Origin of the sequence: Candidatus Palauibacter sp., assembly GCF_965261555.1 — a bacterium.
Lineage (GTDB): Bacteria > Gemmatimonadota > Gemmatimonadetes > Palauibacterales > Palauibacteraceae > Palauibacter.
Window position 1 is genome coordinate 520,708 of record NZ_OZ253465.1, and the last position, 17,646, is coordinate 538,353.

The 17,646-nt window shown below is 68.5% G+C and carries 13 protein-coding genes; 1 reads left to right on the forward strand and 12 read right to left on the reverse strand.

Features of this window, described 5'->3' with window-relative positions:
- Positions 1-112 precede the first annotated feature (112 nt).
- Positions 113-1,063: an IS481 family transposase gene (locus ACQY5G_RS02200; protein ID WP_428276600.1), complete on the forward strand. Its 951-nt coding sequence runs from the start codon at positions 113-115 to the stop codon at positions 1,061-1,063.
- Between the two features lie 26 nt (positions 1,064-1,089).
- Here the strand turns inward: ACQY5G_RS02200 and ACQY5G_RS02205 are convergent, their stop codons facing one another.
- The 12 genes from ACQY5G_RS02205 to ACQY5G_RS02260 form a co-directional block, all read right to left on the reverse strand.
- Positions 1,090-2,865 (reverse strand): carbon starvation CstA family protein, encoded by a 1,776-nt coding sequence (locus ACQY5G_RS02205; RefSeq protein WP_428276602.1) that lies wholly within the window; start codon positions 2,863-2,865, stop codon positions 1,090-1,092.
- A 35-nt stretch (positions 2,866-2,900) separates the two neighbouring features.
- Complete coding sequence (locus tag ACQY5G_RS02210; protein WP_428276604.1) at positions 2,901-3,929, reverse strand: ArsA family ATPase; 1,029 nt, start codon at positions 3,927-3,929, stop codon at positions 2,901-2,903.
- Positions 3,923-4,198, reverse strand: coding sequence for a cory-CC-star protein (locus tag ACQY5G_RS02215; RefSeq protein WP_428276606.1), 276 nt, complete (start codon positions 4,196-4,198; stop codon positions 3,923-3,925). Before ACQY5G_RS02215 ends, ACQY5G_RS02210 begins: the two co-directional genes overlap by 7 nt.
- Positions 4,195-5,352, reverse strand: coding sequence for an ATP-binding protein (locus tag ACQY5G_RS02220; protein WP_428276608.1), 1,158 nt, complete (start codon positions 5,350-5,352; stop codon positions 4,195-4,197). Before ACQY5G_RS02220 ends, ACQY5G_RS02215 begins: the two co-directional genes overlap by 4 nt.
- Before the next feature lie 90 nt (positions 5,353-5,442).
- A complete protein-coding gene (locus tag ACQY5G_RS02225; RefSeq protein WP_428276610.1) occupies positions 5,443-6,708 on the reverse strand; it encodes an ATP-binding protein in 1,266 nt (421 codons plus the stop codon).
- Between the two features lie 242 nt (positions 6,709-6,950).
- Positions 6,951-8,087 (reverse strand): amidohydrolase family protein, encoded by a 1,137-nt coding sequence (locus ACQY5G_RS02230; RefSeq protein ID WP_428278631.1) that lies wholly within the window; start codon positions 8,085-8,087, stop codon positions 6,951-6,953.
- A gap of 86 nt (positions 8,088-8,173) precedes the next feature.
- The gene (locus ACQY5G_RS02235; RefSeq protein ID WP_428276612.1) at positions 8,174-10,303 is read right to left on the reverse strand and encodes a prolyl oligopeptidase family serine peptidase; all 2,130 of its coding nucleotides are present in this window, start codon (positions 10,301-10,303) and stop codon (positions 8,174-8,176) included.
- A gap of 29 nt (positions 10,304-10,332) precedes the next feature.
- On the reverse strand, positions 10,333-12,237 hold the full coding sequence (locus ACQY5G_RS02240) for a PQQ-binding-like beta-propeller repeat protein (RefSeq protein WP_428276614.1): 1,905 nt from the start codon (positions 12,235-12,237) through the stop codon (positions 10,333-10,335).
- A gap of 101 nt (positions 12,238-12,338) precedes the next feature.
- A complete protein-coding gene (locus ACQY5G_RS02245; protein WP_428276616.1) occupies positions 12,339-13,487 on the reverse strand; it encodes a serine hydrolase domain-containing protein in 1,149 nt (382 codons plus the stop codon).
- A 28-nt stretch (positions 13,488-13,515) separates the two neighbouring features.
- A complete protein-coding gene (locus tag ACQY5G_RS02250; RefSeq protein ID WP_428276618.1) occupies positions 13,516-14,310 on the reverse strand; it encodes a sterol desaturase family protein in 795 nt (264 codons plus the stop codon).
- A gap of 9 nt (positions 14,311-14,319) precedes the next feature.
- Positions 14,320-15,177 (reverse strand): DUF4249 domain-containing protein, encoded by an 858-nt coding sequence (locus tag ACQY5G_RS02255; RefSeq protein WP_428276620.1) that lies wholly within the window; start codon positions 15,175-15,177, stop codon positions 14,320-14,322.
- 38 nt (positions 15,178-15,215) lie between these two features.
- Positions 15,216-17,630, reverse strand: a complete 2,415-nt coding sequence (locus tag ACQY5G_RS02260) for a TonB-dependent receptor (RefSeq protein ID WP_428276622.1) — start codon at positions 17,628-17,630, stop codon at positions 15,216-15,218.
- Between the last annotated feature and the right edge of the window lie 16 nt (positions 17,631-17,646).

Here is a 17,646-nt window from a genome sequence, read left to right on the forward strand (position 1 = left end):
GTCCTTGCCGATGGAACCCTAGCTGTAGATGCCAAGGACGTTGTCCACCGGATCGACGAGTAAGTTGAGAGTTCCTGGCAGGGAGCTCACACCCTACTCGTCGGAGGATCCGGTGAACGTACACAAGAATGCGAAGTTGACGCCCGCGGGGCGAGCGGTGCTGGTGAGGCGGATCGAGGACGGGGAGCCGGTCGGAGTGGTGGCTCGGGAGATGGGAGTGAGTCGCCGGACCGTGTACAAGTGGCTCAAGCGGTTCCGGGAGGAGGGAGAGGCGGGGCTTCGGGACCGGAGTTCGAGGCCGCACAGGCATCCGCACCGGATCCCTCGGCAGCAGCGCCGCCGGATCGAGCGGTTGAGGCGGGAGCGTTGGAGCGGTCCCCGGATCGCCGATCACCTGAAGATGCCGATCTCGACGGTGACGCTGGAGGTGAGGCGGCTCGGTCTGAACCGGCTGGAGAGCTTGGCGCCCCCGGAGCCGGTGGTGCGCTACGAACGGTCGCGGCCGGGGTCTCTGGTGCACATGGACACCAAGAAACTCGCGCGCATCGAGCGCCCGGGGCACCGCATCGACGGGGATCGGAGCAAGACGGTGAAGGGAGCGGGGTGGGAGTACTACCATGCAGCCGTCGATGACGCGTCGCGAGTCGCCTACGGGGAGGTGCTGCCCGGCGAACGGAAGGAGGACGCGGTGGCGTTTTTGTTGCGGGTGGTCGCCTTCTTCGAGCGGCAGGGGGTGAAGATCAGCCAGCTCATGACCGACAACGGGGGCTGCTACCGGTCGAAACGGTTCCGGCGGACGCTCCGGGAGCTCGGGATCGGCCACATCTTCACCCGCCCGTACACGCCCAGGACCAACGGCAAGGTGGAGCGCTTCATCCGCACCTCGCTCACGGAGTGGGCCTACGGCCGGTCCTATCCGCACTCGCGCGTGCGGACCAGGGTGCTCCGCGTCTGGCTCCGCTATTACAACTTGAGGCGAAGACACACCGCCATCGGACGGCTCACACCCATGCAACGACTCGTCGAGCTGAGGGTCACCAACGTCCTTGGCATCTACACCTAGCCGCGGAAGCCATGAGGGTCTGATCCTCAAGTTCCAGACGCCCTCGCCGCGCGCACTCTCCGGATGGCGGCGGCGCCCTCCAGCAGGAGCCAGATCTCGAGGATGAAGATCGCGGCTCCGATCACGAGCAGCAGCCACTGGTTCGTGCCGAAGAAGCGGTCGAGGTTGATGACCATGGCCCACGTCGTCATCAGCAGCAGGAAGCTCATCGGGATCATCGTCACCCAGAAGGGGCGTCCCTGCCGCATAAGGAAGAGCGACACGATGAGGAGCGTAAGGCCGGCCAGGAGCTGGTTCGTCGTGCCGAACAGCGGCCAGATCATCATGCCGCCGGCGCCGCGGTCCGCGGAGAGCGCCAGGAGCGCGCAACTGATGACGGCGATCGCGGTCGCAACCCAGCGGTTCTGGATCGCCTTCACGTTGTACTCGACGCCGAGTTCGCTGATGATGTAGCGCTGCAGTCGGATAGCGGTATCCAGGGTCGTCGCCGCGAAGCTGATGACGACGACGGAGGCGAAGATCACCGCCACGCTCTCGGGGATCCCGATACCGCCCGCGAGCACGCCCACGCCGTTGACGAACGCGGTCGTGGCGCCGGCCGTTGCCGCCTCGAAGCTGCTGTAGTGCTCCTGCCACAGGACGAGCCCCTGCGCCGCCCCCACGTCCCGGCTCAGGTAGATCGCGAAGCCGGCCGTACACGCGATGATCGAGGTGACGGCAAGGGTTCCCTCCCCGATCGCCCCGCCGTAGCCCACGTAGCGCGCGTCCGTCTCCTTCCCCAACTGCTTGGATGAGGTTCCCGAGGCGACGAGGCCGTGGAAGCCGCTGATCGCCCCGCAGGCGATCGTGATGAAGAGGAGCGGCAGCCAGCCCGGCGTATCGGCGGGCAGTTCCGTGTTCACCGTGGGCGCGACGACCTCCGGGTTCACCACGAGCACGCCGAGGCTGATGATCCCGAGCGCGACGAACAACTGGTGTCCGTTCACGTAGTCGCGGGGCTGCAGGAGCAGCCACACGGGGAGAACCGAGGCGACGAAGGTGTAGGCAAACAGGATCGTGATCCATCCCACGCGCCGCCCATCGGCCGCCGCCGCCTCTCCCGCCGCGGCCGCATCGCCTCCCGCCGCGGCGAGTTGCGCCTCGGTCGGGCTGAAGCCGATGAAGTCGGGGAGCGTGAAGGGCATGTCCTGCCCGAACCAGATGAGCACGTACAGCGTCGCCAGCGCCCCCAGCGACGGAATGAGGATTCCCGTCCCCGTGCGGTAGATGAGGAACCCGACGATGAGCGCAATGACGAGCGAGCCCCACACCGGAACCACGGCGCCCGGGTTCGCCATGAACAGGTTCGCGATGATCACGGCGAACACCGCGTTCACCATCAGGAGCAGGAAGAAGATGATGAGGAGGAAGAGGACCCGTGCGCGCTGGCCGAGAATGGACTCCGTCAGCGTCCCGATCGACCGTCCCTTGTGGCGGGTCGAGATCCACAGGGCGCTGAAGTCGTGCACCGCCCCCGCGAAGACCGTTCCGAGCACGACCCACAGGAACGCGGGCAGCCAGCCCCAGATCACGGCGATCGCGGGTCCCACGATGGGCGCCGCCCCCGCCACCGACGTGAAGTGGTGCCCGAAGAGCACGTGCTTGTTCGTGGGCACGTAGTCGACGCCGTCCTTGAACTCGTGCGCGGGCGTGACGAAGTCGGGGTCGAGCTTGAAAATCTTGCCGGCGATGAAGCGCGAGTAGATGAGGACACCGGTCAGGAACGCCGAGAGACCAATCACCAGCAGGACGATCGCGCTCATCGTGTTACCTCCCAGCAGTCCGTTTCAGGCATCGACTAGTGTTCGACGGGAATCCGCCTCAAAGCGCCCACCCCCACCGGATCGGAGTCGAGGAGGGCGACTCGGAGGACGGGCCAATCTCCGAGAGATTGCGAGATCCTCGCAAGATAGGCGGCCTGGCGTTCCCGCCTCGCGGCGAGGAACGGATCGTCGCCCGCGCCGGCGGCCGGCGCCGGGAGCACCTGGTTCACGACGATGGCCCCCACCGGGACATCGTGCTTCGCGAGGGCTTCGACCGCCTTCTCCGTTTCCCAGATCGGCAGACGTTCGGGAATCACGACGAAGACGAACGCGGTCCGCCGGGAGTCGGTCAGGATGCGCCGCGCCGCGCGGAAGCGATCGCGCCGCGCCTCGAGCGCCCCGAGGAGAGGATCGTTCTCCGGCGTCGGGACCTCCTCGGAGCCCGTGACGTTCTTCCACATCTGCGCCAGGGCCCCGATCTTCCTGCGCCGCTGGATGAGTCCGCTGATCCACGTCGCCATCAACTCGGGGAGAGAGAGAAGCCGGAGCGTCTGTCCCGTCGGGGCGGTGTCGAAGACGACCCGGTCGTAGTCGCCGCCCTCGTCCTCGAGGATGCGGGTAAAGCGGTCGAAGAGGGCGGATTCGGCGGCGCCGGGGGAGACGCGGGCGATGTCGATCTGCCGATAGACCTCGCCCAGGAGGCGGGGCGGGGCCGCGGACGCGACGCGCTCCTTGACGGCGTCGATGTAGCGGTCGGCCTCGCGCTCCGGGTCCACCTCCATGGCCCAGCAGCCGTCGGCGACCCGCCGCGGCCGGTCTCCCAGCTCCGCCTGAAGCACGTCCGCGGTGGAGTGCGCCGGGTCCGTGGACACGAGGAGCGTCCGGTGCCCGCGCGCCGCCATGTCCAGCGCGGCGGCCGCCGCCATCGTCGTCTTCCCCACCCCGCCCTTGCCGCCGAAGAAGAGCACGGGGCGGTCGGGAAACGGCAGCGGGGTCCGCGTACGCGCGCGCGGCGCCGCCCCGGACGGCGTTGCGGCCCGCTGCGAACCTTCGTCGCTCAGCAACAGCGGAAGCCGCCTTCGGGCCCGCGCTCCATCCCGACCCGGACGTGCCACTCGTGAAACTCCTCGATGAGCGACGGATAGAGTTCGAGCATGTAGAACTGGACCGGGTTCGGTACGCCGAGGAGGTCGGAGAAGCCCATCAGCATGAACGCGTCGTGCTGCCGCAGGTACTCGCGGTGGATCGTCGCGCGGTAGGGGGCGATGTACAGCCCCTCGTAAATTTCGCGCGCCTCCCGCAGCCAGCGGCGCCAGCGGACCTTCCTGTTCACAACCACACCAGCGGCCCCTGGTTCGGGACGAGATTGCGAAGGAAATCCCGGACCGGCAGGCACCAGACCTCGCCCACGCGCAGGCGTTCGTCGCCCCGATAGAGCACGGCCGCCTCAGCCTCCGGATAGTCCTTTCGGAAGGCTTTCAGGGCTCGCAGATCGCCAGAGTCCACCCGGCCCGTATTCTTCACCTCGAACGCATGCAATCCCGTGTCTCCGTAAACGATGAAATCGACCTCGGACCCACCCCGCGTCCGCCAGTAGTAGATGCGGACGTCGAATCCGGAGTAGGCTGCCCACGCACGCAGATGCTGGGCGACGAGACTTTCGAGCGCCTGACCATCGATCTCCTCGGGCCGGTCGAGAGGACCCCGGGGCCGCAGCGACCGGAAGACGCCCGCATCGAACAGGTAGAACTTCTCCCGCACCACAGTCGCCCGTTTGGCCCGCTTCCGAAACACCGGAAGCCGGAACGAGAGGAGCAGGTCCTCGAGAATGCCGATGTAGGACGACACGACCTTGCGTTCGACTTCGCACTCGCGGGCCACGGACGCCACGTTGAGTTGTGAAGTGTGCGAGAAGCTGACGGCCTCCAGAAACCGCGCGAACTGCCCGACGTTCCGGGTCAGACCCTCGGCCCGGACTTCCTGCTCGAGATACAGGCTCGCGTACGCGTCCAGGACGCCCGCCGGGTCCCTCGCAGCGAGAACGAGGGGCAGGAGCCCGAGCGTCAACGCCTGCTCCAGGTCGAAGTCGGGGAGTTCGGACGCCATGAAGGGATGAAGCGTCCGGTGCAGGGCGCGGCCACCCAACAGGTCCACTCCTCCCCGGCGGAGCTTTCGGGCGCTGGATCCGGTGAGAGCGAAACGCGGAGGCGATGGCTCCTCCAGGAGGGCGTGGACGACGGTGAGCAGTTCCGGCACCTGCTGGATCTCATCGATGACGACGTTTGCGCTGCGGGGGGCGCCCGCAAGGGCTTCCCGGAGCCGCTCGGGCCGGGCGCTCAGCCTGCGGTGCAGGGCGGGTTCGAGGAGGTCCAGGTACAGCGCGTCCGGCAGCCGTTCGCGCAGCCAGGTGGATTTGCCGGTGCCACGCGGACCGAACAGGAAGAAGCTCTGCTTCGGAATCTCGAAAAATCGACGTACAAGTTCCATTTTGCGTCGCAAATCGGAATTGGCGATTCCGAAATCGAACTCCTACAGCGCCACAAGTCAAGGTGCAGCGCAACGACGAGCAGGTCGTCATCAGGGTCCGAGCGCGCCGATGGGAATCACGGAGACGCCGTCTTGCCGCTTGTACCCGTATCCGGTCCCGACGATGACGCCGAGCGCGGCCGGCTCCCCGCAGCGGTCCGTGTCGACGCGGTCCGCGAACTTGAGCAGGCTGCGGACGGCGTCGTCGATCCGGCCCGTCCCCAGCTTGATCTCGAACGCGGCCCACCGATCCGGCCCGGCGTCCACGATCGCATCGACTTCGAGGCCGGTGTTGTCGCGGTAGTGGTACACATCGGCGTCCATGGCCTGTGCATAGACCCGGAGATCCCGCACGACCATCGATTCGAACAGGAACCCGAACCACTCGAAATCACGGAGGAGATGCTCGGGGCCGGCCCGCAACGCGGCCACCGCGAGAGATGGGTCGACGAAGTGCCGCTTGTGCGAGCGGCGCAGTCGCGACCGCGACCGCAACCGGGGCGACCAGGGAGGCTGGTTCTCCACGACCATGAGGCGCTCCAGGGCCGTCAGGTAACCGCGAGCGGTTTCTTCACCGAGCCTGCCTCCCGGTCCGGCGGTATCTCGAACGATGGTGGCCAGCGAAGCGCACGTAGCGACGTTTCGGGCCAGGGAACGCAGCAAACGGAGAACACGATCGGGGTCGCGGCGGATGCCGTCCACGCGCTGGAGGTCGGTTCGGCATATGTCCTGCACATGGTTCCAGTTCGCGCGCTGCGCCTGGTTGGGAGGGGACCGGCGGTATTCGGGCCATCCGCCGATGCATATGAGTTCCGCGAGTGTGCGTGCGGACAACTCCGCAGCGAGACTTCGTGCGGGGACGCCCTTGAGTGTATCGCGCAACGATATGTTGCCCGTCGATCGGCCAAGCTCGAACAACGACATGGGGCGGAGATGCAGGCGGATGATCCGCCCGGCCCCGGTGTGTCGCGTAATGTCATCGGGCGGCACGGCCGATCCGGTGAGGATGAAGTGTCCGCGCCCGTCGCGAGAGTCGACCGCCCGGCGTACATGATTCCAGATGGCGGGCGCTGTCTGCCACTCGTCGATCAAGCGAGGCGTCTCGCCGTCGAGGGCCAACGCCGGATCGAAGTCGATCGCTTCCCGCATCGCATGATCCACGTCGAGGAACACGGCGCTCGCCGCTACGTGTTTGGCCAGCTCCGTCTTGCCGCAGGCGCGCGCGCCTTCGATCAGAACGGCGCCTGCGGCTTCAAGGCATGACTGCAGCTCCCGTTCCGCGATCCGCGGGACATAGGTGTTGGTCGTGACACTCATGGTTGCCGACACGGTATCTAACGTTGAAGGTGGAAAAGCCCGATGTTAACAGCTCATCATGTCACACCCTAACTCCTCGATCGTGGATTTGCAACGTTTTTACGATGGGATTTACAACACAATGAAACAGGCTGTTTGCAAAGAGATCAGATGGGTTACTTGCAACATAATGAGATACCCCTTTTGCAACGTATGCCAAAAAAGGGGGCATATCGCGTCCGTCGGGGGATCGGACCCGGGGCTCAGCCTCCGTTACGGCCGGCCAGCCGGCGCTCTTCCCAGGCGCGGACGCGGGGGATCGCGGCGTCGAAGATGCGCTCGTAGTTGAGCCGTTCGACCTGGGCTCGGGCCGCGGGGTCGAGGCGCTCCCACAGCGGCGCGTACACCGCGTGGTTACGCACATAGGCGTCCCAGTCGGCGGGGGCCACGGCGTCGGTGCCGAACAGAAAGCGCGTGGGGTGGCGTTCGATGAGCGCGGTCCAGGCCTCGAGGCTCGCTTCGTCGCGGACGACGTACTTCGCCACCTCGTCCCATGAGATGTCGAGGGCGATGTGGTCGTAGCGCGGGTCGGAGAGCATGCGGTCGAGCCCCGCGACATGCCCCTCGGCGGGGGCGATGAAGCGGCCGAGGCCGGTGTGCGCCCAGATGATCGTCGCGTCCGGGTGGTCCGCGAACAGCTCCAGCAACTCGGCGGCGAAGTCCGGCGGATCGCCCGGGCGAACGTTGTCGATGTCGCAGTGGAGGATGATGACGAGCCCGATCTCCGCGGCGGTGTCCAGGATGCGGTCCAGGGCGGGGTTGCGGAGGCTCGCCGCGTGGCCGGACACCTTCGACGACACGAACTCCTTGTGGATGCTGAACTCGCCGATGCCCGCGAACACGCCGGGGAAGGTGAGCAGGACGCGCTCGATGTGCTCCGCAGCGTACATGTCCGTCGGGTTGAAGCCCGTGATCATCGGATCGACCCGGCCACGCTCCGCCTCGGGAAGCGACAGGTACTCGCGGGCGATGACCGCGTCCACGAACGAGTAGTAGTACAGGTCCGCGTTCGACCGCAGGTAGTAGTCCGGCGCCCGGTCTCCCGACAGGAAGTAGTCCCACTTCTGCTGCAGCGGGATGCCGAACATGGCCACGCGCCCCACCCGCCCGTCGGTCATCTCCAGGAATTCCCGCGCCGTCGGGCCACGCTGGACGTAGTTCAGGAGATGAAAGTGGGAATCGTTGAAGAGCGCCGTTCCGGCGGAGGGCGTCGCGGGCGCGGCGGGGGCTGGGGCAGCGGGCGCGGCGGACGGCGATGCGACCGCCGCCGACGGCATCGCATCCGGACCGCGCCCCGTCGCGCAGGCCGCCAGCAGCAGGGCCGCCGCGAGCGCGCCCACCCGGCTCAAAACGCCACCGCCGCGCTGTTGTTGCGGTTGTGGGAGGCGGCGCACGGATCGGCCTCCGGAGCGGCTCGCGGCCGGGCTCATTGATCGGAGGTCGCGGAGGAACGGAGCCACTGCTCCCACCATTCGAGCTGGACCCACATCCGGTGCACCATGCGCCACGGGGTCCATCCCCCGTGGTAGGAGTCGGGGTAGCGCACGAACTTCGCGGGCACCTGCTGCTTCCGGAGCGCCACGTACATCTGCTCGGCCTCCTCGATCGGCACCCGGTGGTCCGATTCCCCGTGGACGAAGAGGGTCGGCGTCGTCACGCCCTTCGCGTGGATGATGGGGGAGGAACGCAGCAGGTTCTCCAGTCCTCGCTCCTCCCACGGCGGACCATAGAACTCGCTCTCCTTCGTGCGCGGGATATCGGCCACCGCGTAGTCGCTCACCCAGTTCGAGATCGAAGCCCCCGCGACGGCGGCGGCGAAGCGGTCCGTCTGCGTGATGACCCAGTTCGTGAGGTATCCCCCGTAGGAATAGCCGGTCACGCCCATGCGCGCGGTGTCGATCTCGTAGCGTTCGATCGCGTGGTCGACGCCCGCCATCACGTCGTCGTAGTCGTTGAAGCCCCAGCCGCCCCACGTCCCCCAGCGGAAGTCCTCGCCGTATCCGGTCGAGGCCCTCGGGTTCGTGAACAGGACCATGTAGCCCCGTCCCGCGAGGAGCTGCTGGTCGAACGAGAAGGTGTTCCCGTAGGCCCCGTGCGGTCCGCCGTGCATCTGGAGGACCATCGGGAATCCGCCCTGCCCGGGGGCGTAGCCGCGCGCCGGGAGCATCCAGCCCTCGACCTCCGTCCCATCGGGACTCCGGAACGAGAGCCGTTCCGGGCTGGACAGTTCGATCTCGGCGAGCAGGTCGCCATTCACCTCGGTCAGCCGCACCTCGTCGTCCGCGTCGGCCCCCACGTCCGCGACCCAGACATCGCCCGGTTCCGTCGGCGCCGTGGCCCGGAACGCGACGCGCGAGAAATCCTCCGAGAAGGAGAAGCTCCCGAGCCGGCGGTCCCCCGCCGTCACCTGCTCGACCGGTCCCCCGCCCTCGGCGACGCGGAAGAGGTGCGTGTTGCCGCGAATCCCGGCGGAGAAGTAGACGTGCCCGCCGTCCGCGCTCACGGTGGGGCCGCCGGGGATGAGATCCCACTCCGCCGTGAGGTTGCGGAGCCTCTGCCCGCTCTGCGCGTCGAACACGAACAGGTCGTTCGGCGCCCCGCGGTCGCGCGCTTCCGCGATGATGATGTCGAGGCCTTCGTTGCCCCGGACGACGAGCCGCGCGCCGTCGGCGGACCACGCCGGGGAGGAGTAGTTGTATCCGTCGTCCGTGAGCCGGTTCACGTCGCCGTCGAGGTCGACGACCCACAGATCCGACCGCTCGTACGAGTGTTCATCGCGCTGGTGCGAGTCCGCGGTGAACGCGAGCCGCCGGCCATCCGGACTCCAGGCGAGCCCGGAGGCGTCGAAGCCGAGTTCCGTGAGCTGCCGCGCTTCTCCCCCCTCGGCCGGCAGCAGGTACACTTCGCGGGGAGGCGTCGCGTTCGGATCGCGCGGATCCGGGAGATAGCCCCGCCGGTCGAAGCGATAGTTCATCCAGTCGTATTCGCGTCCGTCGAACCGCTCCACCGTGCGACGCTCGAAGTCGGAGGCGTAGGACGGCTCCGGCGGCGGCCCGGGCGGCGTGGGCCGGGTGAAGGCGATCCAGCGGCCGTCCGGGCTGAAGACGGGCGAGCCGCGCAGCCCCTCGAGCCGGAACGCCTCGCCGGCCGGCCGGTCCATGCGCAGGAACCACGTGCTCCCGGCGCCCGATCCGCCCGGGTCCGGCCGGTTCGACGTGAAGACGAGGTGGCGGCCGTGCGGGGTCCAGCGGGGCGCGGAGGCGCTGAAGCTCGGGCTCGTCACCCGCGTGGCCTCCCCGGAGCCGTCCGCGCTTGCGAGCCGGATCTCGCTGTGGCGACGGTTCTCCTCCTCGAGGACCGACGTCACGACGTAGGCCACGCGCGATCCATCGGGCGAGAGCGCCGGGCTCCCCGCGTCCTTCAACCGGTAGTAGTCCGCGAGTTCGAGCGGCCGGCCTTCCTGCGAGGCGAGCGGGGCCGGCGCGACGGCGGTGTGGGAAGTGAAGGCCGCGACCGCCGCGACCGACGAGAACAGGGACGAGAAGCGAACGCGCATCGCGAGCCTCCTGGGGCGGACCCGGCTGCCTAGCGAGGCAGCCGGTAGGCGAGAAGAAGGTTTCCGGGCATCTGGCTGAACATGTCGTATCCCGAGTTGACGAGGACATAGCCGCGCGCGACGACGGGTCCGGGTCCGTCGATGGCGCCGCCGCGGCCCGGCACGCCGTTGACGGTCTCGAACTCGCGCGCGGTGTCGACATCCCAGAGCAGCGAGCCGTCCTCCGTTGAAAAGGCGCGCAGGTGGCCGTCCAGGCTCCCGGCGAGCACCGCCCCCTCGATCGCGGTGGGGGCCGCGGAGAAGAAGGGCATGCAACCGGCGCGGCCCGTGCACACGGACGGATCGGGGGGAGCGTGCCAGAGGACTTCTCCGCCGGCGAGTGCCAGGGCGTAGACGCCGGGGGTGGGCGGATCCTCCGCGTTCATCTGCGTGGAGGCGCCGGAGCGCGGGTCGGAGATGATGGCGAACGGGTTGTCGACGTTCGGCACGTAGGCTCGATGTCCGTCGGACGTGAGACCCCAGTGGATGCCGCCGAGGGAGCTTCCCCGCCCTACCCGGCGCGCCCACACGAGTTCGCCGTCCGAATCGGGGTCCAGGGCCCACACCATGCCGGATTTCTGCCCGGCGATGAGGAGCTGGGACCCGTCCTCGGCGGTGACGATGATCGGGGCCATCCCGAAGTCGTGGTCCGGCCCCGTCGGCGCGGGACAGTTCTGGAAGCGGGGCGAAAGGCAGGACATGTTCCAGGCGTCGTCTTCCCGCCCCTGGAAGGTCCAGCGGGCCTCGCCCGTATCCATGTCGAGCGCGGTGATCGCGTCGCTCCCGCCCGTCGCCGGTCGCGTGTAGTTCTCCCCGGTCCCGATGTAGAGGAGGCCGCGCGCGGCGTCGACCGTCGGGCTCGACCACACGGGCGCCCCGGAGGGCGCGAAGAGCCGGGTCCCGGCCTCGTTCTCTCCCGTGTGTCTCGGTTCCTCGGCCACGGTCCGGAACTCCCATAGCGGTTCGCCCGCCTCCACCGAGAAGGCGGCGACGCCTCCGCTCGACGTGCAGCATTCGTAGGTCGGATCGCCGGCGCTGATGATTTCCATCGACGAGAGGGGGACGAAGACGCGGCCCCCGTGGACGGCCACGCTCCCCGTGACGACGTGATCCGCGTGGGTCCCGGCGGCGGCGCGCCAATGGAGGGCGCCTGTCGTCGCGTCGATCGCGTACACGTTCGTGGCGAAGTCGGCGAAGAAAGCGGTCTGCGCCCGTTCCGGGCCGTCGCCGATCGCGATCGCACCGCGCACCGCCGCGTCAGCGGAGAAAACCCAGTGCACGCAACCGCTCTCCAGGTCGATGGAATACACCTCGCCGTACGCCGAGCCGACGATGATCCGGTCGTCGATCACCGCGGGTTTCGAGCGCACCTGGCTCACGTCCGGAAAGCCGAAGGCCCAGGCGAGTTCGAGGTTCGGCAGGTCCGCGGCCGTGAGTCCCGCGCGAGCCGCATCCACGAAGCCCGTCTCGCCGCCGCCGCCACCCCAGCCGGACCAGTGCACGACGCCCTCCGCCCGAGGCGCGCTCGTGCAGAAGGCGGAGGACGGGAGGCGGGTCTCGACCAGCGCCTCGCCGGTGAGCCACTCCGCCACGGCGCGGCGCTCGTCCGCCGTGAGGTCCTCGCCGTGCCGGCGCATGCGACCCGCCTCCAGCGAACTGAGAACCGCGCGGGGCGTCATGGTGCCGAGGGTGGTGAGGCCGGGGGCCCGCACGGTGCGCTGTCCGGAATGGCACTCCGCGCACGAGGCGGCGTACACGCGCATGCCGGGACTGTCATCCATGGGGGGCGGATCGAGCAGCCCCCGCGGCCGCTCCTGAGCGACGGCCGGCCCGGCTCCGGCGGCCAGGACACTGCCGGCAAGTACGGCGGCGAAAGCGGCGGCAACGATGCGCATCGGGCGTTTCTCCGGAACGGGGTCGAGAGAACCCGTGGAACATAGGCCCTCACGTTCCGTTGCGGCACGGCGCGCCGCCAGCGTCGGTAGCGGGCGAGCCGCTAGCGGCGGATGGGGCGCGCCGCCTCGATCACCCGGTGTACGATGAGATCGGCCACCGCGTCGGCCTGTCTCCCGTCGTGATCGCCGGTGCCGCGCCAGTGGGTCTGGGCCACGACGACGAGTTGCCGATCCGGCACGACCCACACGAACTGGCCCCCGTAGCCCCACAGCACGAACGCGGACACGTCGTCGCCGCCGCCCTGGCCATCGCTCCACGTCTGATAGCCGTACCCCGCGTCGCGCAGGACGTAGCCGATGTCGCCCACCTCGACGAGCCGCCCGATCTGTGCCTCCACCCAGCTCCGGGAAACGATCTGCCGCGAGCCGGAACGTCCGCCCTGCAGCATAAGCTGGCCGACCTTCGCGGCGTCTCGCGGACGGAGCGCCAGCGCGGCGCCCCCAACGATCACGCTGTCCTGCATCACCGGCCAGCGCTTGTTCCCGATCCCCAGCGGGCCCAGCAACTCCCGCTCGGCGAACTCGAGCGCGCTACCCTCGACGACGTTCTCCACGATCACCGTGAGCAGGTGCGACCCGCCGGTGCTGTAGATGAACCGCCGGCCCGGCGGGGCGACGATGGGCAGGTCGAGGACGTATCCGACAGGCCGACCGGAACGGACCCACGGGCCGAAGTCCTCCTCGTCGGACCACTGCATGCCGCTCGTCATGGTGAGGAGGTCGCGCACGCGGATGCCGCCATGCTCGGACCGCAGCGACGGATCCGGCAGCCAGTCCGTCATCGGATCCTCCGGATCCAGCAGTCCGCGGTCCGAGGCAAGGCCGACGAGCAGCGCCGTGACCGTCTTCGTGACGGACCGCATGTCGAAGGCCGAGTCCCGGTGCATGCCGCCGAAGTACGCCTCCTCGACGAGCCGCCCGTTCCGGACCGCGACGAGAGCCCGGATGTTCGGCACGGCGCCCGCCGCGTCCGCGAAGACGCTCCCGAGGAGCTCCGGATCGAACCCCTCCGCTTCGGGCGTCGACGTCGCCCACGCGCGCGACAGGTCGATCGGCGCGAGCACCGGATCGGGTCCGGCTCCGGGATCTTCCGGATCCGCCGGCGCGACCGAGTCACCGCACGCCGCCAGCACCGCCAGCGCCCCGAGCGTCGCCGCCTGGAAGGCTCCGCCCGGGCAGGCGACCGGCACCCTCCCACCTCGCCCTCGCGAGGCCTGCCTACTCGCGGCGCCTCCGCCGGAACGGCATTGAGAGCATCCCGCGCAGCGTTCCCCACTCCGAGCGGTCCACGTTCTCGAGCCCGAGACGGATCTCGCGCGGCTCGGACCGGAGCCGGAAGCTCCCGAAGGCCCGGTCCCAGAAGGAGAAGATGCTCGAGTAGTTCGAGTCGGTCTCGGGCTGGTAGTCGGAATGGTGGACCCAGTGCATCCACGGCGTGACGATGAGCCAGCGCAGGCACCGGTCCACCCCGCCGGGCAGCCGCACGTTGCTGTGGTGGAAGAGGATGATCGGGAGGAGGATCGCCTCGTAGACGAGGAGTTCGGCCACCGTCACCCCGAGGAGGGGAAGCACGGCGAGCCGCGCGACCGAGGAGAGCACGATCTCCCCCGTGTGAAAGCGGAGACCCGACGTGGCGTCCAGCTCCGCGTCCGAGTGGTGGACCTGGTGGAAGCGCCACAGGAACCGGATCCGGTGGTTCATCCGGTGCCACAGGTACTGCCACGCATCGAAGATCACGACCGCGAGCCCGATCCTGGCCCACGCCGGGAGTTCGAGCAGGTGAAGCAGGCCGAAACCGCGTTCCCGTGCCGCTTCCGTCACGAACAGCGTGGCCGCGGCGAAGATTACGGCCGCCACCGCCGCGTTCCCCACGCCGAGGGCGATGTTCCGCGCTCCGTGCCCCGCCCTCGCGCGGCGGCCCTCGAACATCGGCAGCACGCCCTCGACCAGCCACAGGATCGCCAGGGCGAGCGTCGCCCCGGCGGCCTTCAGCGTCCCGGGATCGTCGAACACGGCAACTCGCTACCGTTCAGGACCGATCGCTTCCGCCACGCTCACCTCCGCCGCCTCGAAGAAGCCCAGCGGATACCGGTCCGGGCGGGTGATGTTCGCGACGTTCCCGCGGATCGTGGCGGGCGGTACGGAGAACCCGGGGCCCGTTCCGATCCCGTTCTGCTCGAAGGTGGCGTAGTAGAAGTCGTAGCTCCGGCGGGAAAGGGCGACCTGGCGGATCATCACGTGCGATCCGGGCTCGATCACGACCTCGTTGTTGGGCTGGAAGCCGACGACGGGCTGGCCGTCGTACAACACGTCCCTGCTTACGAGGTTGAACTGATTGCCCGCACTGGGGGGAGGCTCGTTGACCCCGTCGACGTACTGCTCCCACAGATAGAAGTGCGGACCGCCGGGGGGGTCCGTGTAGTCGATCGCGGCCCGGAAGCCCTCCTTGTCGTTGACGAGCGTCGGCTCCTCGTAGGTGAAATAGAGGGAGTCGATCGGGGCCACGGGCAGCAGCGAGGCCGAGCCGGCGTAGCGGTCTCCCGCGTATTCGATGGCGAGCGTGTACGTCTCTCCGATGCGGGCGTGAAGGTGGCGGGTCACGTAATGGCCCTGCTCCGTCTCCGTGAACGGGTGGACGACGCCCGCCCCGTCGGTCACGGTGACGACGGCGCCCGTGACGGGGGGCGTGCGCCGGTTGCTGAAGAAGGCGTCCGTGGTCCTGAGCCGGATCGTCTGCACCCCGCTCGGCGCCTCCTTCACGAGTTCGATCCGCCCCTCTACGACCAGTTGCGGCTCCGGCGCGGGGATCTCCACGTCCACGATCCGCTCGCATGCCGCCGTGACAAGGCAGCCGAGGGCGGCCGCGAACCGTACGAACACTTTCCCGGCCCTCCGTCCGGTCCTCCGTCTCCCGCCCATCAGAACCGCAGCCTGTAGCTGATGCTCGGCACGATCCCGAACACGGCGGTCTCCACCGCCTCCGTCACGAGGCGCGAGTCCTCCCTCTGCCGGAACGCGAGCGCCTGCGCGTTGAAGCGGTTGTAGATGTTGAACACGCCGAACTGTAGTTCTCCCCTCCCCAACTGTTTGGTGGCCGAGAAGTCGAGTCGGTGATAGTCCGGGAGGCGCTCCGCGTTGCGGGGTCCGAACGTACCCAGGACCACGCCGGCGAACTCCCAGCGCGCCACGGGGAAGGTCGTGGGGAGACCCGTCGCGAAGATGAAGTTGCCGCCGAGACGCCAGGTATCGCTGAGTTCGTACATCCCCGTGAGCGCGAAATCGTGGGTCCGGTCGTAGGGAGCGGGATACCAGTCGCCGCCGTTGATGCCCGGATCCGACGCGGTGAGGCCCGGGGTCCGCTGATCGGTGCGCGCCAGCGTGTAGCTCGCCCACCCGCGCAGACGGCCCTGCGTTTTCCGCACGAGAAGTTCGAGGCCGTACCCGCGCCCGTCGCCCGGGAGCAGCATCGTCTCGAGTTGTCGCGTGACCCAGAGATCGGCCCCATCCACATAGTCGATGAGATGGCGGGCGCGCTTGTAGTAGATCTCTCCGGAGAGTGAATACCGTGAGCGGGACAGCGTCGTCACGTAGCCCAGCGCAACCTGGTCCGCGACATGCGGCTCCACCCAGGGGCCGACGAGATCCCACAGATCGAGCGGAGTGGGAGAGTTCGTATTCGTGACGAGCCGCATGTGCTGCCGCGTGCGGGAGTAGCTCGCCTTGATCGACGACGCGGAGCCGACGCTGAGGCGCAGCCCCAGCCGCGGCTCGAGACCCCAGTAGGAGACAATGCTCTCCCCCGGCCCGTAGCGCGTGCTGTCCGTCACGACCCCCTGATCGTACCGGCCCAGGTCGGGGTGATAGACGACCGGCGCGTCGTTCAGGTAGTCGTAGACGGTGGTTTCACCCCGCCGGATGAACCCCGTCACGCGCAGGCCGTAGCGCAGGCCGAGGGGCCCCAACTCCGTCTCGTGCTCGATGTACGCGTCGGGGGCCAGACCGCGGCGCTGGTCGAGTTCCTGAGGCACGACGGCCGAGCCCTCGGCCTCGACAACATCGGCGGGCCGGACGTCGTAGGTCCCGATACCCATCCCGAACTGCAACTCGTCGCTGGGCCCCAGGATCCAGGACTCGTCCAGGCTCAGATTCAGATGGCGGATGCGGGAGTTCAGCGACGCGGCCCGCGCGTTGAAGCCGCTCTGGATCTGGTAGTCGTAATCGCTGAAGATGAGCGTTACGTGCGAGAAGAGGGGTCCGAATCCCTGGTTCCAGCGCAGTGTGCCGGCGGCGTTTCCCCACCCCACCGAGGCCACGTTGGCGACGCTCAGGCGGTCGCGGCCGAAGTATCCCGAGAGCATGACCTGGCCGGTCGATCCGTAGCGGACGTTGGCCTTGGCGTTGAGGTCGTAGAAGTAGGCGACGCTCTCCCTCACGTCGGGGTCGGAGGCGAGACCGAGGAAGAGGTCCGCGTAGGTCCGGCGCCCGGCGAGGAGCCACGAACCGTTCCCGTCGAACAGCGGCCCTTCGAGGCTCAGCCGGCTCGAAAGCAGCCCGACCGTGGCCGATCCCTCGAACTCGCGTGAGTTCCCTTCGCGCTGGTGGATCTCCATCACCGAGGAGAGCCGCCCGCCGTAGCGCGCGGGGATGGCGCCCTTGTACAGCGTGACGTCGTGCACCGCGTCGGTGTTGAAGGTCGAGAAGAGCCCGAGGGCGTGGGCCGGGTTGAAGACCTCGGAATCGTCGAGCAGGATCAGGTTCTCGTCGCCCGCGCCTCCGCGGACGTTGATCGCGGTCGTCGCGTCGTTCGTCGTCGTGATCCCGGGATAGAGCGTCAGCGTGCGCACGGGATCGGCTTCACCCAGCACGACGGGGACCTGCGAGAGGGCGGGCGCGTCGAACCGGATCACGCTCATTTCGACCGTCCCGGGGTCGATGTCCGGGGGCTCCTGTTCCGCCTCCACCGTGAGTTCGACCAGGGATACCGGCCGGAGGTCGAGCGCGAAGTCCACCGAGGCCGTCGCGTGGAGATCCATCACGCGGGTGGTCGTCTCGTACCCGAGTTGTGAGACGCGGACCGTGTATCGGCCCGGAACCAGTTCGATGGAGTAGAACCCGAACCGGTTGGTCGCGATGGAGATTCCGGGCTCCACGATCTCGAGCCGGGACACGCGCAGCACCTCGTCGCTGACGGCCGAGCGGACGTAGCCCGACAGGCGCACGCGTTGCGGCTCCTGCGCGTGTGCCGCGCCGGGATGGGCGGCCGCGAACAACATGGGGAGCAGGGCCAGGATCGTCGGGCCCGCTCGCGTCCTCGGAGTGCCGGGATTGAACACGGGGCCAACATAGCCG

Coding starts and splice junctions, on each gene's coding strand:
- ACQY5G_RS02220 (WP_428276608.1), bottom strand. CDS start 5,352: ATGGAACTTGTACGTCGATTTTTCGAGATTCCGAAGCAGAGCTTCTTC.
- ACQY5G_RS02205 (WP_428276602.1), bottom strand. CDS start 2,865: ATGAGCGCGATCGTCCTGCTGGTGATTGGTCTCTCGGCGTTCCTGACC.
- ACQY5G_RS02240 (WP_428276614.1), bottom strand. CDS start 12,237: ATGCGCATCGTTGCCGCCGCTTTCGCCGCCGTACTTGCCGGCAGTGTC.
- ACQY5G_RS02225 (WP_428276610.1), bottom strand. CDS start 6,708: ATGAGTGTCACGACCAACACCTATGTCCCGCGGATCGCGGAACGGGAG.
- ACQY5G_RS02235 (WP_428276612.1), bottom strand. CDS start 10,303: ATGCGCGTTCGCTTCTCGTCCCTGTTCTCGTCGGTCGCGGCGGTCGCG.